Here is a 22403-nt window from a genome sequence, read left to right on the forward strand (position 1 = left end):
AAAGAATGAATGAGCAATACGATCACAAAAACGAACGAATTGATTATCTTTTTCATACGCATTTAAAAATCATTCAGTCAAGTGATCTTTTTCCTTTCTCGCTGGATTCCGTCTTGCTTGCCCGATTTGTCTATGTACCGATACAACGTGGCAAGCTAGTGGATCTATGTTCCGGAAATGGTGTCATTCCGTTCCTTTTATCCGAACGGACGAAGGGACAGATCACAGGGATCGAAATTCAGCCTGAAGTTTGTGCGCTCGCTGAACGTGGGGCCGTACTCAATCACTTGGAAGACCGAGTCGATTTTCTATGTGCAGATGCAAAGCAAATTACAGGTAAAATAGGGCGTGGAACTTGTGACATTGTCACGTGCAACCCGCCTTATTTTACAATGTCTGCAGCACGCGACATCAAGCTGAATCGTCATTTGGCGATTGCTAGGCATGAACTGATGATCACGCTCGCGGATGTTCTGGAGATCGGCAGTAGCCTGCTAAAGCCCGGTGGAAAGTTCGCGATGGTTCATCGTCCGGAGCGGCTGGTCGATATTGTAGAAGGTATGCGTGCGGAAGGGATTGAAACGAAACGGTTGCAATATGTGCATCCTCATCGTAACAAGCCTGCAAATATTGTATTGGTTGAGGGGACAAAAGGCGGCAAGCCTGGCGTTTCGGTGCTTCCGCCAATTGTCGTCTATCACTCGGACGGCCGCTACACAGAGGATGTGTGGCCTAAACCTTGAAACATTATAGTGTATATATATTGGAATGCGCAGATGGAAGCCTTTATACGGGCTACGCAGTCGATGTGGCGCAACGGTTCGCTCTTCATTGCAGCGGAAAAGGTGCAAAATACACGCGCAGCCATAAACCAGTACGGATTGTCTATCAGGAAGAACTATCGGATAAGCCCGCTGCGATGCAGCGTGAATGGGCAATTAAGCATTTGACACGGAAGGAAAAGCAGGAATTAATCCAAAGGGGCGGCACAGATGTGGGAACAGCGCAGTTTTCAAAACGATCATGATGGAAAAGGGACGCTTTTCCTTGTCCCAACTCCAATCGGCAATCTTGACGACATGACGTTTCGAGCGCTTGAGGTGTTGAAAAAGGCGGATATATTAGCTGCTGAAGATACCCGGCATACGATGAAGCTATGTTCACACTTTGACATTCACGCTCCGCTTGTCAGCTATCATGAACATAACAAGAAGACGAGCGGAGCCAAGCTGATTGCTGAGCTTGAGGATGGAAAGACAATCGCGCTGGTAACTGATGCCGGAACACCGGGTATATCTGATCCGGGCGCAGATCTCGCTGCAGCCTGCATCGAGCGTGAGATTACAGTAGTTCCGTTGCCTGGGGCAAATGCTGCGATTACAGGATTGATCGCCTCCGGTTTGTCGACCGATCACTTTTTATTCTATGGTTTTCTCCCGCGAGCGAAGAAAGAACGCGGGCAGGCACTCGAATCATTGCGCCAATTTCCGTACTCAATCATTTTTTATGAATCTCCCTTTCGCGTGAAAGATACACTGAAGGATCTTTCCGAAGCCTTCGAAAATCGCCGGATTTCACTTTCCCGCGAGCTGACTAAGAGGTACGAAACGTTTATTCGGGGATCAATTGATGAAGTGATTGAGTTCCTCAACAAAGGCGAGATGCCTAAAGGCGAGTTTTGTCTGATCATCGAAGGAAACAGCAAATCTGAGGAACGTTCGGAAGACTTGTGGTGGTCGGCTCTCTCCGTTCAGGAGCATGTGGATTACTATGTTCGGGAGCAGCAGATCACTGTGAAGGATGCAATCAAACAGACGGCAGCCGATCGCGCCTTGCCGAAACGCGAGATTTACCGGATCTATCATCAAATTGAAAGCTGAGCCGAGGATTCACGTACGCGTGAGTCTTTTTTTACAAGAAAAGAAAGCATATAAAATTTAGAGTGAATTCAGGGTTCATATCAGCGGCGTAATGTTCGGGGGAAAATTCTGATTCAAACACAAAAGTGTGAGATTCCTGCGGAGCGATCCTGTTGATCGCAAGCAAAAGTATGTCCGAGGATGCTCCTGGACTGCCTGCGGTCGCACCAGTTGATGCCAGCAACTGAAGTGTCATTGAAGCACAAGTTTGGTGAATTAAAGCCGCATAAAGAGTGACATCGAAAAACCGGGCGCTTTTTGCCCGGTTTTTCTTATATAATTTGTATCACTATTTAAATAAATGAATAGCATGCTTTATTCAAGGAAAAGCTTGGAACAAATCCAAGCAAATCGTACGCCGGAAGTGGATTGGCGCGATCTTTGCTTTCTTGACATTCAATCAAGTGGAACGTATAGTTTTTAAAGATAGGGATCTTTTGGAAACGGTATAAATAAGGAGGTTGCACGGGCTCTATGACTGAGGAAAGCAAATCATTTTATCTAACGACGCCTATATACTATCCAAGCGGTAGATTACATATTGGCCACGCTTACACAACGGTGGCTGGGGACGCGATGTGCCGTTATAAACGACTGCGCGGCTATGATGTGATGTTCCTGACAGGTACTGATGAACATGGTCAGAAAATTGAAGAGAAAGCGAAAGTAAAGGGCGTTTCGCCAATTGAGTATGTGGACGGCATGGTGGCCCAAATCAAACAGCTTTGGAAGAAGCTTGATATTTCCTACGATGACTTTATCCGCACGACGCAGGAAAGGCATACGAAAGTCGTTCAAAAGATTTTCGCGCAGTTGGAAAGACAGGGCGACATTTATCTGGGTGAGTATGAAGGCTGGTACAGTATCCCTGATGAAACATACTATACTGAATCACAGCTCGTGGATATCGAAAAGAACGACAAGGGCGAAGTCATCGGCGGAAAAAGTCCGGACAGCGGTCACCCGGTTGAGAAAGTTAAAGAAGAATGCTATTTCTTCAAGATGAGCAAGTATGTCGATCGCCTGTTGAAATACTATGAAGAACATCCGGACTTTATTCAGCCGGAGTCGCGCAAGAACGAAATGATTAACAACTTCATTAAGCCTGGTTTGGAAGATCTGGCAATTTCCCGTACATCCTATACATGGGGAATCAAGGTTCTGGGTAATCCAAAGCATGTGGTCTATGTGTGGCTGGACGCGCTGATTAATTATATAACAGCGATCGGTTACGGCTCGGACGATGAAACGAATTTTAAAAAGTTCTGGCCAGCTGATGTGCATCTGGTCGGCAAAGAAATCGTTCGTTTTCATACAATCTATTGGCCAATTATGCTGATGGCGCTGGGCCTTCCGCTGCCGAAAAAAGTGTTCGGCCATGGCTGGTTGCTGATGAAAGATGGAAAAATGTCTAAGTCTAAAGGTAACGTTGTCGATCCGGAACCGTTGATCGACCGCTATGGCTTGGATGCGCTGCGTTATTATCTGCTCCGTGAAGTGCCTTTCGGCTCGGACGGACTTTTCACACCAGAAGCATTTGTGGAACGCATCAATTTCGACCTTGCCAACGATTTGGGGAACCTGCTTAACCGGACCGTTGCGATGGTCAGCCAGTACTTTGAAGGAAAAGTGCCGGCTCACGCTGGGCAGGTAACTGCATTCGACAAGGGTCTTGAAGCAGCCCTACAAGATGCGGTGTCGGTTGTTGAAGGACAGATGGAAAACCTGCAGTTCTCCGTGGCATTGTCTGCGATTTGGAAACTCGTTGGCCAGGCAAATAAGTATATTGACGATACACAGCCATGGGTTTTGGCTAAGGATGAGACGAAAAAGAGTGAACTTGCTTCGGTTATGGAACACTTGGTGAATACGATCCGAGCTGTATCGATTATGATCCAGCCGTTCTTCACCTCGACACCAACGAAAATTTTCCGTCAGCTTGGTGTGAAGGATCAGGCAGATCAGGCATGGGAAACGATTGGTAACGCAGATACCAACAAGGGGCAATGGACCGTACACAAGGAAGATCCGATCTTCCCGCGTCTTGATATTAAAGAGGAAGTGGCTTATATCAAGTCACAGATGCGTGGTGCGGCGGATACAAAACCAAACGGCAATAAAGAAAAGAAATCGAAAGCGCCTGTGGAAGCTCCGACGGAGATTAGCATCGATGACTTCCAGAAAGTCGATTTGCGCGTTGCTGAAGTACTAAAAGTGGATAAAGTAAAAGGCGCGGACAAACTTTTGAAACTTCAGCTAGACTTAGGCTATGAAAAACGTCAAGTTGTTTCCGGAATCGCTGAATTTTATAAACCTGAAGAATTGATCGGCTTGAAGATTATTGTGATTGCTAATTTGAAACCAGTGAAGCTGAGAGGAGAACTTTCTCAAGGCATGCTGCTGGCGGGAGACGCAGACGGTACATTAAAAGTAGCAACAGTCTCGGGTCCGCTGCCGAACGGTACCAAAATTCGCTGATTATTTATTATTGATTGAAACAGGAAGGCGGGAAATGAGCGGTTGGGCGCAGATCCCGCCTTTTTTTGAGTTAATTTGCTGAAACAGGATAGGCAAGGAGGGCGGTCATGTTATTTGATACGCACACACACATTAATGATGAATCGTTTGATGAAGACTTTCATGATGTCCTGACGCGAGCAGAAGAAGCGGGTGTTGGACGGATGATCGTTGTCGGTGTTGACCGGTCGACCATTAAACGGGTCTTTCCGATTATCGACAGGCATAAATATATTTATGGTGCGATTGGCTGGAATCCCGAAGATGCGATCGATATGACTGAGGACGACTTTCAGATGATTAAACAGGAACTCAGTCATCCGGGTATCGTCGCGCTGGGAGAAATCGGCCTGGATTACCATTGGGATAAATCACCGAAAAAGGTGCAGCATGATGTGTTCCGCAGACAGATTCGTCTGGCTAAAGAAGCAGGATTGCCTCTGATTATTCATAATCGTGAAGCAACAGAGGATGTTGTACGTATTCTTCGCGAGGAGCATGCCGAGACCGTTGGCGGTGTGATGCATTGCTATAGCGATAATTGGGAATGGGCCCAACAATTTATTGATCTGAACTTTTTCATTAGTTTTGGCGGACCTCTGACTTTTAAAAATGCACAATTGCAGCGTGAGACGGCTGCTCAAGTGCCATTGGATCGACTGCTGATCGAGACGGACTGTCCGTTCTTGAGTCCGCATCCATTTCGGGGGAAACGAAATGAACCGGCACGCGTCCGGCTCGTTGCTGAAAAACTCGCGGAAATCAAAGGGATGCCACTGGATGCGATTGAAAAAATAACGACCGAAAATGCCTTGAGCTGTTTCCGCATTCAAGCACTGCCTGAAAATGACTGAGCAAGGAGAAGTCTAATGATTGTTAAAGAAATTATTGTTGTAGAAGGCAGAAGTGACACGGAGGCCATTCATCGCGCGCTTGATGCGGACACGATAGAAACAAATGGATCCCGCGTCAGCAAGCGAACGATTCGTGCGATTCAAAATGCCCAGGAGCGTCGCGGTGTTATCGTGTTCACAGATCCTGATTATCCCGGTGAACGGATCCGTAAGATCGTCAGTAGCGCAGTACCTGGCTGCAAGCACGCATTTATCACGCGGGTAGAGGGCCAAGGGGCCGCAAATGAAAGCTTGGGCATTGAGCATGCATCTCCGCGCGCGATTCTTCGGGCACTTGAAAAGGTCTACACTCAGTTTGAAGCGCCTGAAGAAAAGATTAGTATGCAGACATTGAGAACTCTGGGGTTGCTCGGGGGGAAGACCTCCAGGACTTTGCGTGAACGGCTTTGCGATCAGCTGAACATCGGTTACGCTAATGGAAAACAATTGTACAAGCGGCTGCGCATCTTTCAAATCGCTGAAGGCGACTTGATGCAGGCGATAGATGCCATCCGATTGGAGGAATGAGTGTCATGAACAAACGGATCTCTTCACCTAAGACTATGCAGGATGTCATTCGCCAGCATCAATTTACATTAAAGAAGAGCTTAGGACAGAATTTTTTAATTGATGAGAACATCTTGAATAACATAGCATCAGCCGCCGATATTGACGAAGAAAGCTATGTGCTTGAAATTGGCCCAGGTGCCGGCGCGCTTACGCAGGTGCTTGCGAGTAGAGGAAAAAAAGTCATTGCAGTGGAAATTGATCAGCGTCTGGAGCCTGTTTTAAAAGACACGCTTCAAGACTTTGACAACGTGTCGGTTCATTTCGGTGATGTTCTGAAGTTGAATCTTCATCAAATCATCGATCAAGAGTGCCCGCCCGGTGTGCCGGTGAAGGTCGTTGCTAATTTACCCTATTACGTAACGACACCGATTCTGATGAAGCTGCTTACCGATGGCTTACCAATTAAGACCATTGTCGTCATGATTCAAAAAGAAGTCGCCGGTCGTCTTCAGGCTGAGCCCGGGGAAAAGAGCTATGGATCGTTATCCATTGCCGTCCAGTATCTTGCTGAGCCGAAAATTGTGATGACGGTGCCGAAAACGGTTTTTGTACCTCAGCCTAATGTTGATTCGGCAGTCATTCGACTGGATATTCGGCCGGAGAAAAAAGTGAAGGTGGATGATGAAACTTTTTTCTATAAATTAGTTCGAGCAAGTTTTGCGCAACGCCGGAAGACATTGATGAATAACTTGATCAATAATCTGTATGATAAAACACAAAAAGAACAGCTTCTTGAGGTATTAGAGCAAACAGGCATTGACCCCGGTCGTCGTGGCGAAACCTTGACCATCGAGGAATTTGCTCGGCTAAGCGACGTGTTAAGCCATAAATAAATCGTAATAAGAGGGCGTTCGAAAAGTCCGGGAAAAATTACCGGCGAATCTCTGTGTCAACTTGCTTTTCCGCTCCTCACGTATTATTCGCATACGCTCCGGTGNCTTCTTGCGACGCCCAGGATGGGCTAGTGCAGGCGTTGCAACAGGATGTTGCGTTCTTAGCCTGTAAACCTATCCTTTGTCCTCCTTTTCGAACAGACTCTAATAAAGAGCGAGCCCGCAATATGGCTCGTTTTTTTCAGCTTTAATTTGTCCATTTTTGGATTCGAAAAATTAGAATGCAAGCAGGATTATCGGAAGGGGCTCCTGCTCTGCCCACGCGCCGCACCTGTTGATGTGAGCAGCCGAAGCATAAATAGATCACCGTACTGAAAAAACAACATAAAAATTTTACAGAACCTACGAAAAAAAGGCGGCAAACAGCTTTATATAAGGAGTCCCATTAAAAATGCGCATATTTTAATACAGGCAATCATAGTATGAAAGGATGGCTCTGATGCTTGCAGGTGCCGGACGCGGGGGGAGAGGGACATGACGATTCAAGTTGGGGATCTCGTGGCGCGGACTTCGTACCACTGCGATCTTCCTTTTCGTGTGGTGGCGATTCATGAAGATACAAAGAGCGCTGAACTAACTGGCCATGAGCTGCGCCTTTATGCGGATGCTCCACTGGATGATCTGGTGGCAGTGACTGAAGATGAACGGGAGAAATACGAAAAAATAACAAGTTCCAAGGAGGCGGAATCCTACAAGCTTTTCAGGCAGGACTACAAGCGGATGAAGCTTAAGCGGGGCTATACGGCGACGAATGGTTATCGGGAAGACACCTCTTATTTTGAAATGCCCGGACGCGTGCTTCATATAGACGGTGATCCTTATTATTTAAAGAAGTGTCTCGCTTTTTATGAGAAGCTTAGAGTGCCGGTGATTGGAAAATACATGCCGGAGTCAGAAATGCCTGATCTTGTGCCTAAGCTTGTCGGCCAGATTCGCCCGGATATTCTTGTGCTGACCGGTCATGACGCGTTCATGAAAAATAAGGGGATGGCGGATGATATTAAGGCATACCGAAATTCGGGATATTTCATTAGAACTGTAAAAGAAGTGCGCTATCATTGGCCGAGTCTTGACCAAATGATTATTTTTTCAGGGGCGTGCCAATCTCATTTTGAATACCTGATCCGCGCTGGCGCTAATTTTGCCAGTTCGCCTGACCGGATCAATATTCATGCACTTGATCCGGTGTATTTAGCAGCCAGAATCAGTTTCACTTCTTTTATGGATAGCGTGAATGTGTGGGAAGTTCTGAGAAACACGCTGACAGGAGCGGGTGGCCTTGGCGGCGTTGAGAGTCGAGGCATGCTGCGTACAGGCCTCCCCTATCCTACGGATTAACCTGTTTGAGAAGTGAAAATTAGGTCGAATCTGAGCAGAAAAAAATGGATAAAAGAAGCCGCAAATATATTGACAGTCATAATGGTTTCCTGATATAATTCATACTATTTGATTTTTTGACATCCATTGTGGTATACTTATAATTAAGCGAGGTGGATTGTCGGGATGGGAAAAACCATTGATGATATCAAGGGCGCTTTAGATGAACGTGTCGGCAAACGTTTGACATTGAAGGCAAACGGTGGCAGGCGCAAAACGATTCAACGCATTGGTGTTTTGGAAGGGACCTATCCGTCAGTATTTATCGTGAGGCTGGACAAAGATTCGAACGCATATGATCGCGTTTCTTACAGCTACACAGACGTTTTGACGGACTCGGTGGAACTCACCTTTTTGGAGGAAATGGCGAGCGGCCAGTAATGATGAGCTTGTCCGTTTTCTATGATAACAGATCAATTATATTAGCGGATGCGCGCACACATTTTTGTTCCAACTGTGAGAACAAAATTGATGATGCGCGTTTATGCTTTATATAATGCTCATCGTCAAAATTCATTTTAGCACGTTTAGCGAATAGAAGGAAGCAAATTGGCACAACCTAATTTTGCTCGACCATTGGAAAGGGGTTGTGCCGATCATGGCCAGACGCAGAGGCATCATGTCTGAATCGTTTAAAGAGGAACTTGCCAAAGAGCTGGGTTTTTATGATACGGTGAAAACAGAAGGATGGGGCGGCATCAAAGCCCGAGACGCCGGTAACATGGTACGTCTTGCTATCCAGAAAGCTGAACAACAGCTGTCAAACGCAGAAAAGCGCGATGATTGAGCATGAAAAGAGGGGATTCTGTCCGGAAACGGATGGAACCCCCTTTTTCTTCATGCTTGTTTCCTATATAGTGTAGATAGTAATGGGAAGTGGGGGAACTGTTTGAGAGTACTTGAGAAAGCGCCCGCCAAAATCAATCTGTCCTTGGACGTTCTCGGAAAAAGGGCCGATGGATATCATGAGGTGCGAATGGTGATGACCTCGATTGATCTAGCGGATCGAGTGGAATGCGAAGATTTGCCGGAAGATACGATTTCTATTCGGACATCAGCACCTTATGTGCCTGAGGATGAGCGGAATTTCGCTTATCAGGCAGCGAAATGTATTAAGGAAACTTATGGTATTCACCGTGGAGTAGAGATTTCAATTAAAAAAAATATACCTGTGTCAGCTGGCCTTGCCGGAGGCAGCACAGATGCGGCAGCTACGATTCGCGCTTTGAACCGGCTTTGGAATATTGGCATGACTTATCAGGATATGCTGGAGATTGCGGCTAAGATTGGTTCTGATGTCGCTTTTTGTGTCAAGGGAGGAACAGCACTCGCAACCGGGCGGGGCGAACAAATCGCTCCGCTGCCTTCTTTGCCTCCGTGTTGGGTGATTTTGGTCAAGCCGGCGGTATCCGTGTCAACCGCGCAAATCTATAAAGATCTGGATAGCCAGCCTGCTAAGCACCCGAACGTTGATGAAATGATTAAAGCGATTGAACGTGAAGATTTTCAAGGTATCTGCCATTTGCTTGGCAACACGCTTGAAGCGGTGACCATGAAAAAAGTAGCAGATATCGCCAAAATTAAGGCACATATGAAAGGGATTGGCGCTGAAGGTATCCTGATGAGCGGAAGCGGGCCAACTGTATTTGCGCTTACCCAGCATGAGTCGCGAATGCAGCGCCTGATGAATGGAATGAAAGGTTATTGTTCACAAGTTTTCGCTGTTCGTCTCTGTAAACCGTTTGCCCTCTTGTCTGAATACGAATAATGGTGTAGAATTGCCTTAAATTATTCGGATTTGGAGGATTATCATGAAACTCAAGCGAAGCAGCAGACTTGTGGATATGACGGAATATCTGCTGCGGCATCCTCATCAGGTGATCCCGCTTTCCTACTTTTCGGAACGGTACGAATCTGCCAAATCCTCGATTAGCGAAGATCTGACGATTATCAAAGAGAACTTTGAATCTCAGGAAATCGGGCAACTTCAGACACAGGCGGGGGCGACAGGCGGAGTATGCTACATGCCATGCATGGGTTGTACGGAAGCGAATCAGCTGCTCAGCGATCTGCAGAGTCAAATAACTCAGAAAGAACGGCTTCTTCCAGGAGGTTATTTATATATGACCGATATCCTTGGAAAGCCGGACTACATTAATGCGATCGGACGTCTGATTGCTTCTGTTTTTATCGACAAGAAACTGGACGCGGTCATGACTATGGAGACGAAAGGTATTCCGCTCGCCTATGCGGTAGCTTCCCAGTGCAGTGTTCCAGTTGTCGTTGTGCGCAGGAGCAGCAAGGTTACTGAAGGATCGACCGTAAGCATTAATTATATTTCAGGCTCTTCAAAGCGGATTCAGACAATGGTCCTTCCACGTCGCAGTCTCAAAGAACATGCGCGTGTCCTGATCGTCGATGATTTTATGAAGGCTGGCGGGACCATGAAAGGCATGATGAATTTAACCAAGGAATTTGGCGCTGAGGTTGCCGGAATGGCAGTGTTTGTCGAAAAAAACGATGAACGGCCAAAATTGGTTGATCAGTATGTATCCCTCCTCAAATTGTCCATTCTTGAGCAAGAAGACACCCTGACTATTGAAAACGGTAACGTGGCAAAATGGCTGTCGATTCCCGTATCACAGATCAGTGAATAAAGGATGAATTTTCATAATATCTTAGGCACCGTCCTCCAGCATATGCGTAAAGAATTAAAAATATTTATTTTTCTTTTGCTACTTGCAGGATTTCCCACTTTTTATGTTGAAACAAGTATTAGAGTTACGCATAAGGGAAAAGGGTGGTGTCTTACTAATGGAGATTACAGATGTCAGACTGCGGCTTGTGCATACTGACGGGCGCATGCGGGCGATTGCTTCGATTACCCTCGATAAGGAATTCGTGGTTCATGATATCCGGGTGATTGACGGCAACAACGGCACATTCGTCGCAATGCCAAGCAAGCGGACACCTGACGGGGAGTTCAGGGATATTGCCCATCCCATCACATCAGGGACCAGAGAGAAAATACAGTCCGCAATTCTTAGTGAATACGAGCATGCGTGTGAAGGCGATCCTTCATTCGAACAAGCTGGCGCTTCGTAATAAGGCGCGAATAGATGAAAAGGGAACCTTTAGAGGTTCCTTTTTTCTTGCAAGTAAAGAAATTATATAAAATTTCGAGTGAATTCAGGGTTCATATTAGCGGCGTAATACTCGGAAAAAATTCTGATTCAAACACGGAAGCGTGAGACGCCTGCGGGAATCGCGAGCCAAGTGAGACCCCGCAGATGACTGCTTGTTTGAGGAGGCTCACGGATCGCCCGCGGCAAGCGAGCAGCTGAAGTGTCGTTAAGCACAAGATTGATGATTCAAAGCCGCATATAGAGTGAGAGTAAAGGACCAGGCGAAGCCTGGTTTTTCTAACTCTAAAAACGAAGACAGATTAAAGTAACTTTCGCCATTGTTATCTTGAAAAAGGGCTGTTTTTAAGCTATAGTCTAAAATGGACGCTAAGGATCAGCGAAAGCTATGGGGGTTCATCATGTCAAATCGATATGCGATCATTTTGGCTGCCGGCAAGGGCACGAGAATGAAATCGAAATTATATAAAGTTTTGCATCAGGTTTGTGGAAAACCGATGATACGCCATGTTGTGGACGAAGCAGGCCGGGCCGACTTTTCTAAAATTTATGTGATTGTCGGTCACGGGGCAAATGACGTCAAAGCAGCTGTTGGTAAAGACGCTGAATGTCTATTACAGAAAGAGCAGCTGGGCACAGGGCATGCTGTCCTTCAAGCAGCAGATCAACTCGCCGATTTGGATGGAACAACAGTTGTGCTTTATGGAGACACGCCACTTATTACGCATCAAACGATTGAAAAGCTGATTCATATTCAAGAGGAGCAACATGCGGCTGCAGCAGTTCTCACCGCAACCATTGAAGATCCGACGGGGTATGGACGTGTGATTCGCGATGCTTCCGGAAACGTTGCAAAAATTGTCGAAGATAAAGATGCTAATTCAGACGAAAAAAGGGTAAAAGAAATAAATACGGGTATTTATTGTTTTAATAACCGTAAATTGTTCACTCTTTTACGACAAGTGACCAATAATAACGCTCAGGGGGAATACTACCTGCCCGATGTGATTGGCCTGCTTGTCCAGGGCTCTGAAAAAGTGATTGCTTATGAAACGGAGAGCTTTGAAGAGACGCTTGGTGTCAATGATCGAATTCAATTGGCCGCTGCTGGGAAATATATGCAGGAGCGCATCAACCAAACGATGATGAAAAATGGTGTGACGCTCGTTGATCCTGCCTCAACTTATCTCTCAGCAGAATGCACGATCGGCAATGACACGGTTATTTATCCTGGCACGATCATTTCCGGGCAATCACGTATAGGCAGTGGATGCACGGTTGGCCCTCATTCGCAAATCAAAAATTGCGTGATCGGCGATGAAACGCAGATTGAACAGTCTGTGCTGGAGGACAGCTGGATTGGCAACCACGTGCAGATCGGGCCTTTCGCCCATATTCGTCCGCTGTCCAAAATCCATGATCAGGCAAAAGTGGGTAATTTTGTTGAAGTCAAGAACACGGAAATTGGAGAGCGGAGCAAGGCTTCACACCTGACTTATCTCGGCGACGCAACACTTGGAAAAGATGTCAACATGGGCTGTGGCACAATAACGGTTAATTATGATGGCAAAAATAAATTTGCGACAAAGATTGGTGACGGAGCTTTCATTGGCTGTAATGCCAATTTAGTTGCTCCCGTGACAATCGGAGAAGGTGCATTTGTTGCTGCCGGTTCGACAATTACCCAATCAGTGAATAACAACGCACTTGCCATCGCAAGATCCAGGCAGACAAACAAAGAAAACTATGCCTTAAAATTGAACTACAGGGCAAACCATTAACTGGAGGGAACCATTAGATGGTCAGCTATTTAGATCCAAATTTGAAAGTATTCAGCCTTAATTCCAATCCTGATCTTGCAAAGCAAATTGCCGAACACATCGGCATCAAGCTCGGAAAATGCATCGTTTCGTCATTCAGTGATGGCGAAATACAAATTAGTATTGAAGAAAGTATCCGAGGCAGTGAAGTTTATGTCATCCAGTCTACGAGTGATCCGGTAAACCAGCACCTGATGGAAATGCTGATCATGATTGACGCATTAAAACGAGCATCCGCGAAAACGATCAATTTGGTTATACCTTATTATGGGTACGCACGTCAGGACCGTAAAGCGCGTGCAAGAGAACCCATCACCGCCAAGCTTGTTGCAAACCTGCTGGAGACCGCGGGAGCAACCCGAGTTCTAACGCTGGATCTGCACGCGCCGCAAATCCAAGGCTTCTTTGATATTCCTGTGGATCAGTTGCTTGGTGTTCCAACACTGTCGGAATATTTCATGAGCAAACAGCTGGATGATATCGTCGTTGTTTCTCCAGATCATGGCGGTGTAACGCGTGCCAGAAAAATGGCTGACCGTCTCAAAGCACCGATCGCGATTATTGACAAGCGCCGTCCTCGTCCGAATGTCTCGGAAGTCATGAATATTATCGGCGATATCCAAGGAAAGACCTGCATCATTATTGACGACATCATTGATACTGCGGGAACAATCACGCTGGCGGCCAACGCATTGGTTGAGCGCGGCGCTAAAAAGGTGTATGCTTGCTGTACACACCCTGTTTTGTCGGGTCCCGCAATCGAACGTATTCAGGCGTCTGCAATCAGCGAGCTTGTTGTAACGAACACAATTCCACTGCCTGAAGATAAGAAAATTGACAAAATCGTGCAGTTGTCTGTAGCGCCTTTGATCGGGGAAGCGATTATCCGTATTCATGAGAAGCTTTCCGTCAGCCGGCTGTTTAATTAAGCATCGATCGGAATTTAGTGTAATACAGGGTTAGATAAGATGTAACATGTTAAAAATTACAAAGATGTATTTCGTTGAAAGGGAGTGCAACGCATGGCAACATTAAATGCGACAATTCGCGGTGAATTCAAAAAATCATACGCAAAAAAATTGAGAAATGAAGGAAAGATTCCTTCCGTTGTCTATGGAAAAACAGTAGGCAATGAATCTGTAGCAGTTGATGCAGGCGCAGTGAGCAAGCTGTTCCGCAGCGAAGGACGTAACGCAATTATCAACTTAGATATTGAAGGCAAAAAGAAGTACACGGTGATGGCTCACGAACTGCAGTTTGATTCAATTAAAGGTACAGTTCGCCATATCGATTTTCTGGAAATCAATATGAACGAAGAAATCGATGCTGTTGTACCGGTTGTGCTCCAAGGTGCTGAAGCGGTTGAAGCAGGAGACGTTGTTCTAAACCACCAGTTGTCTGAACTGACTGTACGCGCGCTTCCTAATGATCTGCCAAGTACGATCGAAGTCGATGTGTCCAAGCTTGCTGTTGGTGATGCGATTCGTGTCAGCGATCTGGCTTCAGGTACAAGCAAGTATACTATTCTCGGCGACCCGGAAGAAGTTATTGTCACGCTTTCTTACGGTGCCAAAGTGGCTGAAGAAACAGAGGAAGCAGCTGATGCTGCCGAATCAACAGGCGATGGCGCTGCAGAATAACCGAACTTTTGGAAATAACGGGAAAGGGCGTAACCAATGCGTTACGTCTTTTTTCATACGAGCAAGAAGGAATATAAGTTTAGAGATAAATGGAGATGAACAAGAAACTATGGATCTTGCTGTACAAAAAGGCATGATCTCTCCTAGTTTTCTTTAATAAGCAGAACCGATAGATATTAGGGTACTGGCAATGAGTGTTCATGGAGGATTATCTCTTATGAAAGAGAGGAAGAAATGTGAAAGTCATCGTTGGACTGGGAAACCCCGGTTCTGAATTTGCCCATACCAGGCATAACATAGGTTTTGAAGTCATCGACGCACTCAGCGGGCAGCACAGCATTCAATTGACAAAGACAAAATTCAATGCACTGTTTGGAAAAGGGACGATTGACGGTCAAGAACTTCTTCTTGTGAAGCCGCTTACTTATATGAATGCTTCAGGAGAAGCGGTCGGTCCGCTGCTTCACTTTTTTAAATTGTCGGCAGAAGATCTACTGGTCATCCAGGATGACATGGATTTGCCGGTGGGGAAAATCCGATTGAGGCAAAAAGGGAGCGCAGGCGGCCATAATGGCATTAAATCACTGATTCAGCATATAAAGACACAGGAATTCGCGAGAATCAAAGTAGGTATCGGGCATCCACAGCGCACACATGAAGCTGTAGTCCGCCATGTGCTGCAAGGCTTCTCGGGTGAAGAACAGATGGAGATCGATTCTGCAATCGAGCGTGCAGCCAAGGCAGCTGAAGCTTGGATGACGTTACCTTTTCCGCAGGTGATGAATACTTATAATGCGAATAAGTAATCCGGCGCGCGGGCATAATCATAGAAGTTTATTTCAGTTTATTAAGGTTCTGAGGAATAATTCCAGAGCTTTGGCGTACGCCAAAGCGTTTTTCGGTTTAAAGAAAGCGAGGGTAGCCAATGCTTGGCCTGAGCCACTATTACCAACAAAAAATTGATGAAATCCAAACCGTTCTTGAAGGTTATGAACAGGGCATGACGCAGCAGCTGGTATCCGGACTTTCCGGCGGCGCGAAATCACTTTGGATCGCGGCGCTTTATCAGAAAAGAAAACAAGCGTCTGTTGTGGTGACGCATAATTTGTATCAAGGACAGAAACTCTATAATGATCTAGAAGGATTAATAGATTCAGAGGAGCTGTTTTTGTACCCGGCAAATGATCTGATTGCGTCAGAACTCGCTGTGGCTAGCCCGGAATTGCTAGCCCAGCGTATCGAAGTACTGAATAATCTGGCACAAAGCCGGAAATGTTTAGTGATCATTCCGGTCGCCGGGCTTAAGAAGTTGCTTGCGCCGCTGTATCTGTGGAAAGCAAGCCTTATTCGATTTGAGACGGGTAAAAGCGTCGATCTCGATGATTTGCTGCACAAATTGGCGGCGATCGGATATGAACGGGAGACAATGGTCACCGGACCGGGACAATTCAGCCTTCGTGGCGGCATTATTGATATTTTTCCATTGACTGAAGAGCATCCGATTCGTGTTGAATTGTTCGATGACGAAATTGACTCTGTTCGCTTTTTCGACAGTGAGTCCCAGCGTTCACTTGAAATGGTTCGAGGCAGTGTGCTGGTTGGGCCGGCGAGAGAACTTTTACTCTATGAGGAGAGTTATTCAGCTGCTGCAGAAGGGCTTGAACGTGAGTTTGCGCGAACGCTTTCCAGGATGACGGACCAAAAAGCCCAAGAACTGCTTAGTGAACGGATTGGTGCGGACATTGAGGCTTTGAAACAGCATCAGCCATTTAACGGAATGATTAAATATACATCTTTGTTCTATAGCAAGATGACAACAATTAGTGATTATTTACCAGAGAACGCACTGATCATGTTTGATGAGATCAGCCGAATTCAAGAAATGTCTGAGCAACTGGACCGTGAGGAAGGCGAGTGGCAGGTTGACATGCTGCAAAGAGGAGAAATGGTTGGCGGACTCCCGATAACCATGGATTGGCAGCAGCTGACTGAACGTCTTTCTCATCCGCTCCTTCTTCTCTCCCTCTTTCTCAGATATCATGGACAGTTCCAACCGCAGAATGTGATTAGCATGACCTGCCGAGCCATGCAGAATTTTCATGGGCAGATTCAGCTGCTCAAGACGGAAATGGAGCGTTGGCAGAAGAGCGGTTTTGCTGTAACTTTTCTTGCCTCAGATAAGGAAAGGGCGAGACGTCTCGCCCAGGTGCTGTCTGATTACGGCGTACAGTCAGAGTCGGTTGAGCCAGATACACCTCCCGTTCATGGCATCAGCCAGATTACCATCGGTCATTTTGAAAACGGTTTTGAGTTGCCGTTAAAAAAAATAGCCGTGGTGACTGAAAGAGAAGTCTTTACAAAAAAAGCTGCAAAAGCAGCCCACAAAGCGAAAAAGCTGTCAAACGCGGAACGCTTAAAAAATTACAGCGAGCTTAAAGTCGGTGATTATGTCGTCCACGTAGACCACGGAATCGGACGCTATGCTGGTATTGAGACTCTTGAAGTCAATGGAACGCATAAGGACTATTTGCAAATTATTTATAAAGGCAATGACAAGCTCTATGTACCTGTGGAACACATTGATCAGGTACAGAAATATGTCAGTTCGGAAGGCAAGGAACCAAAGATCTATGCGCTTGGCGGCAGCGAATGGAAGAAAGTCAAAAGCAAGGCACGTTCCTCAATTCAGGATATTGCGGATGATTTGATTAAGCTGTATGCGAAGCGAGAGGCAAGCAAAGGCTATGCCTTTGGCAAAGATAGTGAAGCGCAGCAAGAATTTGAAGCGGCTTTCCCATACCAGGAAACTGTGGATCAGCTTCAGGCGATTGAGGAAATCAAGAAAGACATGGAGAATGACAAGCCAATGGATCGTCTTCTTTGCGGCGATGTGGGCTATGGAAAGACTGAAGTAGCTTTGCGCGCTGCTTTTAAAGCAATTGCTGACGGGAAACAGGTTGCGCTCCTTGTTCCGACAACTATTTTGGCTCAGCAGCATTTTGAGACGGCGCGCGAGCGTTTTGAAGATTTTCCTGTTTCAATCGGCTTGCTCAGCCGGTTTCGTTCGAGAAAAGAGCAAATGGAAACGCTTAAAGGTTTAAAGGCAGGGACCATTGATCTGGTGATTGGCACACACCGCCTGCTTTCTAAAGACGTTCAATACAAAGATCTAGGTCTGTTGATTGTCGATGAAGAGCAGCGCTTTGGTGTTACACATAAGGAAAAAATTAAACGGCTGAAGGCGAATATCGATGTGTTGACGTTAACGGCAACACCAATTCCTCGTACGTTGCACATGTCGATGCTGGGCGTGCGTGATCTGTCGATTATCGAAACGCCGCCGGAAAACCGTTTTCCAGTCCAAACTTTTGTGATGGAATACAATGCGTCGCTGATCCGGGAAGCAATTGAACGGGAAATGGCACGCGGAGGTCAAGTTTATTTTCTTTATAACCGGGTGGAATCCATTCAGCGCATGACAGAAATTATTTCCAGTCTTGTTCCTGATGCCGCGGTAACCTTTGCACATGGGCAGATGAAAGAATCTGAGCTTGAATCAGCAATGATCGATTTTCTTGACGGGAATGATGACGTACTGGTCAGCACGACAATCATTGAAACCGGTGTCGACATTCCGAATGTCAACACGTTGATTGTGTATGATGCCGACCGTATGGGGCTATCTCAGCTGTATCAGCTGCGCGGGCGAGTCGGGCGTTCCAATCGTGTCGCCTATGCTTACTTTACGTATCAGCGGGATAAAGTCATGAACGAAGTGGCTGAGAAGCGGCTTCAAGCAATAAAAGAATTCACGGAATTGGGCTCCGGTTTCAAAATTGCCATGCGTGATTTGTCGATTCGCGGGGCAGGAAACTTATTGGGTGCCGAGCAGCATGGATTTATTGACTCTGTTGGTTTTGATCTCTATTCTCAAATGCTTAAAGATGCGATCGCGGAACGGAGTAGCAAAGAACCGGCAGATAAATTGCCGCCAAAAGTTACCATTGAGATGGATACAGATGCGTATATTCCAGATCTATATATTGAAGATTCGTTGCAGAAGATTGATATGTACAAACGTTTCAAGGCGGCGGAATCACTCCAAGATATTGAAGAACTGAAGGATGAGATGATCGACCGCTTTGGTGATTACCCGAGGGAAGTGACTGATCTGTTCAAGGTTGCCGAAGTGCGTGTGATCGCTAATAACTTGATGGTTGAAGAAATTAAACAGCAGAATGCAGAGGTCACCATTATCTTTTCGGAGCTTGGCTGGAAAACGTTAGATCGTGAATCCTTATTTAAGTCCATCAGTAGAATGGGGTCGGGTGTCGGACTTGGATCAGACGGTACGAAAATGAAGGTCACCATGAAACAAAACATGCGGCACGCGGGTCCAATGCTGGAGGAAGTCGCTAAACTGCTAAGCGGTATTGAGCAGATTCAGAAGGCATCCGAAAAAGTAGGTTAATTTTGGCGGAAAATGCATACTTTGTCCAGGAGCGCAGATAATAATGCAAGGAATAGATGATTTTTGCAGAAGCGGAAAGAGAGGACATCCTTGTATGAAAGCAACTGGCATTGTCCGCCGAATCGATGATCTTGGGCGGGTGGTTATTCCCAAAGAAATACGGCGAACGCTTCGTATTCGCGAAGGCGATCCATTAGAAATCTTTGTTGATCATGACGGTGAAGTGATCTTAAAAAAATATTCACCGATGAGCGAGCTCGGAGATTTCGCAAAGGAATATGCGGAATCATTGGCTGAGAACTCAGGCAAATTGACACTGGTCAGCGACCGTGATGCCGTGATTGCAGTCGCAGGCGGGCCCAAAAAGGATTATTTGGAGAAAAGGCTGCTTTCCTTACCCGAAAAATCAATGGAGCAGCGGCAGACCATTCTTGAACAGAATCGCGGCGAACCCTTGATCGAATCGCATGAAAACTTATCCGGTCCTTACGTCATTGCACCGATAATCGCTGGAGGCGATCCCATCGGTACCATCATCCTGATCGACAAGGATAAGAAAGCAATGAGCGAAGTGGAAGTGAAGCTCGCGGAGACAGCTGCAGGGTTTCTCGGCAGACAAATGGAACATTGAAGAAAAGCTCAAAAGGAGGCGATGAACTCGCCTCCTTTTTTACGAAAATTTTCTGGGAACCTGCTGCCCATGCAAAGCGAGCACATGGCATGAAAATCAATAGACAAGTTGAGTTAAGTCATCCAAAGAGCAGTAACATGAGGAGCTAACTTTCAAATGCGGCAAGATATGGTATAATCCAATTTAGAATTCAGGGAAAAGCGAGAGAAGTCATGCGCAACGAAAAAAGGGAAAGCCACTTGGTCTGGAGAGGTGCTGCCATTCTGACCGGTGCGGCGCTGTTAGTAAAGCTAATGAGCGCACTATACCGACTTCCCTATCAAAACTTTGCCGGTGATGTCGGCTTTTATGTGTATCAGCAAGTTTATCCTTTTTATGCACTTGCAGTCGCGCTAGGTAGCACGGGTTTTCCAATTGTGATATCCAAATATATGGCAGAAACGAACGGGAAGTCGGGACAGGACAAGGCGTCCGTACAGAGGCATGCTCTACTTGCCCTGCTCATTCTTTGCAGCCTGTTTTTTGCTGTTCTTTTTTTCTTTGCCCGTCCATTAACAGTAATCATTGGTGATCGTCAGCTCACTAATCTAATACGTATTGCAGCCTCCATCTATCTCTTTGTTCCAATCATCGCGATCTTGCGAGGAACATTCCAGGGTGACAAGGAAAATATGCTGCCAACAGCACTGTCTCAAATCGGGGAACAAGCGACTCGAGTCCTGTTCATTCTTGGCGTTTCATGGTATTTGTTTGTTAATCATGGCAACGCTTATCAATTTGGCTTTGCGGCGACAGCTGGTTCTGCCTTTGCACCGCTTGTATCAATGGTTATTCTAATGCTTTTTCTTCCTGGGAAAGGCGCATTCTTTAAAAATATCTTTGGTCAGGTTACTGCTCCGGTAAACTGGCCGTTGGTTAAGGAGCTGATTGTCAGCGGCTGTTTGTTTTCCATCCTTGCTCTGCCGCTCCTTCTTTTTCAGCTCATCGATTCTCTGACGGTACTTCGTCTTCTGGAAAAAGCGCATCTTGCCCTTCCGCGCGCTGAAAAAGGGATCTATGACCGTGCTTATCAGCTGACTCAATTTGGAATGATAGCTGCAGCGTCACTGACGGCGGCTATCGTTCCGCGTCTTGCCCAGCTTGCTTCACTTCGAAGAAAACGTGCCTATCAGCTTGAGGCGACACTTGCGCTTAAGGTGAGCCTGGCATTTGGCGCCGCCGCCGCCGCGGGGCTCATGTCAATCAGCCGTGAAGTCAACATTATGTTATTTCGAAATGCTAATGGGACGCTCGCATTTGCCATTGCAGCGTTGACAATGCTGACACTATCTCTGATCCTGACAGCATCAGGCATACTTGAATCGGCCGGAAAACCATGGATTCCTTTTTACTTTCTTCTTATCGGCTCGTGTGTGAAATGTGTAGGAAATTATTTATTAATCCCCCGCCTGTCGATTGCAGGTGCGGCGGCAGCGACATGTCTTGGGACGGCGGTAACAGCGGTATTGTGTCTTCGTTATCTGAGGCGCGTGCAGCTAACCAAGCGTCTTTCATGGAAGACGCTGGCAAAATTAAGCATTTCAATCATAGGCATGACTGGCGCTGTTCTCTTTTGGAAAATTGGGATGATGCATTGGTCAGCAGCCCTTGCCCCTCGCCCTTTTGCTGCAGTGACTGCACTTTTTGGCGCAATTCTCGGCGGTTTAACTTTTATGACCATCCTTTATTTTGTCCATTACTTGGACAAGCGCGACTGGAGCCGACTTCCCATTTCTCGTTATCGGAAAACATTCAGACGATCCAACACGAAAACGATTGGCATTTCGGGCAAGTCCCGGAAACTGTGATCGGCCGGCAACTTATGATAAAATGAATGAAAAATGATGGCTAAGTATGCTTTAAAATAATGAATACTTCATGTGGAGGAATGATTTTAATGAATAAAAATGAACTGATCCAAAAAGTGGCTGAGAAGACAGGAATCTCGAAAAAAGAAACAGAAACAGTAGTCAATGAAACACTTGAACAAGTGATCAGCGCTTTGAATGCAAACGAGAAAGTTCAATTTGTCGGCTTCGGCACATTTGAAGTGCGTGAACGTGCAAGCCGGACTGGCCGAAATCCGCAAACCGGTGAAACGATCACCATTCCGGCGACTCGCGTTCCCGGATTCAGGGCGGGCAATAAATTAAAGGATGCCGTGAAAAAATGAGACTTGATAAATATTTGAAAATCTCACGACTGATCAAACGGCGAACCGTGGCGAAAGAACTCGCCGACCAGGGCCGTGTCGACATTAACGGACAACCAGGGAAAGCGAGCTCAAATGTCGCTGTCGGCGATACGCTGACGCTTCATTTTGGTCAGAAACCGATGACGGTCCGTATCCTGCTATTAAAAGAAGTCGTTAAAAAAGAAGAAGCTGCTTCACTCTACGAGGTCGTTAACGAACAAGCAGCAGAGAAATAATAATACAGTTAAAACAATTGGCTCATTGCGCTCGTCAAGGGTTCTAAACCAATCCGCTTC

General features: G+C 46.3%; 22 protein-coding genes. All 22 read left to right on the forward strand.

Annotation, left to right across the window (positions count from 1 at the left end; all coding sequences use genetic code 11):
* Positions 1-5: 5 nt before the first annotated feature.
* The 22 genes from P343_RS35555 (at position 6) to P343_RS35660 (ending at position 22343) form a co-directional block, all read left to right on the forward strand.
* Entirely contained in the window at positions 6-743 is a 738-nt protein-coding gene (locus tag P343_RS35555) for a tRNA1(Val) (adenine(37)-N6)-methyltransferase (protein ID WP_023511698.1), read from the forward strand.
* Complete coding sequence (locus tag P343_RS35560; RefSeq protein ID WP_023511699.1) at positions 740-1027, forward strand: GIY-YIG nuclease family protein; 288 nt, start codon at positions 740-742, stop codon at positions 1025-1027. Before P343_RS35555 ends, P343_RS35560 begins: the two co-directional genes overlap by 4 nt.
* Positions 993-1880 (forward strand): 16S rRNA (cytidine(1402)-2'-O)-methyltransferase, encoded by an 888-nt coding sequence (gene rsmI / locus P343_RS35565; RefSeq protein WP_023511700.1) that lies wholly within the window; start codon positions 993-995, stop codon positions 1878-1880. Before P343_RS35560 ends, rsmI begins: the two co-directional genes overlap by 35 nt.
* Before the next feature lie 513 nt (positions 1881-2393).
* Positions 2394-4397: a methionine--tRNA ligase gene (metG, locus tag P343_RS35570; RefSeq protein ID WP_023511701.1), complete on the forward strand. Its 2004-nt coding sequence runs from the start codon at positions 2394-2396 to the stop codon at positions 4395-4397.
* 107 nt (positions 4398-4504) lie between these two features.
* A complete protein-coding gene (locus P343_RS35575) occupies positions 4505-5290 on the forward strand; it encodes a TatD family hydrolase (RefSeq protein WP_023511702.1) in 786 nt (261 codons plus the stop codon).
* Positions 5291-5305: 15 nt separating this feature from the next.
* A complete protein-coding gene (rnmV, locus tag P343_RS35580; protein WP_023511703.1) occupies positions 5306-5857 on the forward strand; it encodes a ribonuclease M5 in 552 nt (183 codons plus the stop codon).
* Positions 5858-5862: 5 nt separating this feature from the next.
* Positions 5863-6732: a 16S rRNA (adenine(1518)-N(6)/adenine(1519)-N(6))-dimethyltransferase RsmA gene (gene rsmA, locus P343_RS35585; protein WP_023511704.1), complete on the forward strand. Its 870-nt coding sequence runs from the start codon at positions 5863-5865 to the stop codon at positions 6730-6732.
* A 534-nt stretch (positions 6733-7266) separates the two neighbouring features.
* Positions 7267-8130, forward strand: coding sequence for a sporulation peptidase YabG (gene yabG / locus P343_RS35590; protein WP_023511705.1), 864 nt, complete (start codon positions 7267-7269; stop codon positions 8128-8130).
* Positions 8131-8295: 165 nt separating this feature from the next.
* Positions 8296-8550 (forward strand): Veg family protein, encoded by a 255-nt coding sequence (locus tag P343_RS35595; protein WP_023511706.1) that lies wholly within the window; start codon positions 8296-8298, stop codon positions 8548-8550.
* A 217-nt stretch (positions 8551-8767) separates the two neighbouring features.
* Positions 8768-8956, forward strand: coding sequence for a small, acid-soluble spore protein, alpha/beta type (locus P343_RS35600; protein WP_023511707.1), 189 nt, complete (start codon positions 8768-8770; stop codon positions 8954-8956).
* A 102-nt stretch (positions 8957-9058) separates the two neighbouring features.
* On the forward strand, positions 9059-9937 hold the full coding sequence (gene ispE, locus P343_RS35605) for a 4-(cytidine 5'-diphospho)-2-C-methyl-D-erythritol kinase (RefSeq protein ID WP_023511708.1): 879 nt from the start codon (positions 9059-9061) through the stop codon (positions 9935-9937).
* A 43-nt stretch (positions 9938-9980) separates the two neighbouring features.
* Positions 9981-10826 (forward strand): pur operon repressor, encoded by an 846-nt coding sequence (purR, locus tag P343_RS35610; RefSeq protein WP_023511709.1) that lies wholly within the window; start codon positions 9981-9983, stop codon positions 10824-10826.
* Between the two features lie 157 nt (positions 10827-10983).
* The gene (spoVG, locus tag P343_RS35615; protein ID WP_023511710.1) at positions 10984-11274 is read left to right on the forward strand and encodes a septation regulator SpoVG; all 291 of its coding nucleotides are present in this window, start codon (positions 10984-10986) and stop codon (positions 11272-11274) included.
* Between the two features lie 439 nt (positions 11275-11713).
* Positions 11714-13093 carry a bifunctional UDP-N-acetylglucosamine diphosphorylase/glucosamine-1-phosphate N-acetyltransferase GlmU gene (glmU, locus tag P343_RS35620; protein WP_023511711.1) on the forward strand — a complete coding sequence of 460 codons (1380 nt, stop codon included), beginning with the start codon at positions 11714-11716 and terminating at the stop codon, positions 13091-13093.
* A gap of 17 nt (positions 13094-13110) precedes the next feature.
* A complete protein-coding gene (locus P343_RS35625) occupies positions 13111-14061 on the forward strand; it encodes a ribose-phosphate diphosphokinase (RefSeq protein WP_023511712.1) in 951 nt (316 codons plus the stop codon).
* Positions 14062-14154: 93 nt separating this feature from the next.
* Positions 14155-14772 (forward strand): 50S ribosomal protein L25/general stress protein Ctc, encoded by a 618-nt coding sequence (locus tag P343_RS35630; protein WP_023511713.1) that lies wholly within the window; start codon positions 14155-14157, stop codon positions 14770-14772.
* Positions 14773-15008: 236 nt separating this feature from the next.
* Positions 15009-15578 (forward strand): aminoacyl-tRNA hydrolase, encoded by a 570-nt coding sequence (gene pth / locus P343_RS35635; protein ID WP_023511714.1) that lies wholly within the window; start codon positions 15009-15011, stop codon positions 15576-15578.
* A 119-nt stretch (positions 15579-15697) separates the two neighbouring features.
* Positions 15698-19243, forward strand: a complete 3546-nt coding sequence (mfd, locus tag P343_RS35640; RefSeq protein WP_023511715.1) for a transcription-repair coupling factor — start codon at positions 15698-15700, stop codon at positions 19241-19243.
* 94 nt (positions 19244-19337) lie between these two features.
* Positions 19338-19874 carry a stage V sporulation protein T gene (gene spoVT / locus P343_RS35645; protein ID WP_031264268.1) on the forward strand — a complete coding sequence of 179 codons (537 nt, stop codon included), beginning with the start codon at positions 19338-19340 and terminating at the stop codon, positions 19872-19874.
* A gap of 212 nt (positions 19875-20086) precedes the next feature.
* Entirely contained in the window at positions 20087-21721 is a 1635-nt protein-coding gene (locus P343_RS35650; protein WP_023511717.1) for a putative polysaccharide biosynthesis protein, read from the forward strand.
* 89 nt (positions 21722-21810) lie between these two features.
* Positions 21811-22086, forward strand: a complete 276-nt coding sequence (locus P343_RS35655) for an HU family DNA-binding protein (protein ID WP_023511718.1) — start codon at positions 21811-21813, stop codon at positions 22084-22086.
* A complete protein-coding gene (locus tag P343_RS35660) occupies positions 22083-22343 on the forward strand; it encodes an RNA-binding S4 domain-containing protein (RefSeq protein ID WP_023511719.1) in 261 nt (86 codons plus the stop codon). Before P343_RS35655 ends, P343_RS35660 begins: the two co-directional genes overlap by 4 nt.
* Positions 22344-22403: the final 60 nt, after the last annotated feature.

This window comes from Sporolactobacillus laevolacticus DSM 442, assembly GCF_000497245.1.
Classification (GTDB): domain Bacteria; phylum Bacillota; class Bacilli; order Bacillales; family Sporolactobacillaceae; genus Sporolactobacillus; species Sporolactobacillus laevolacticus.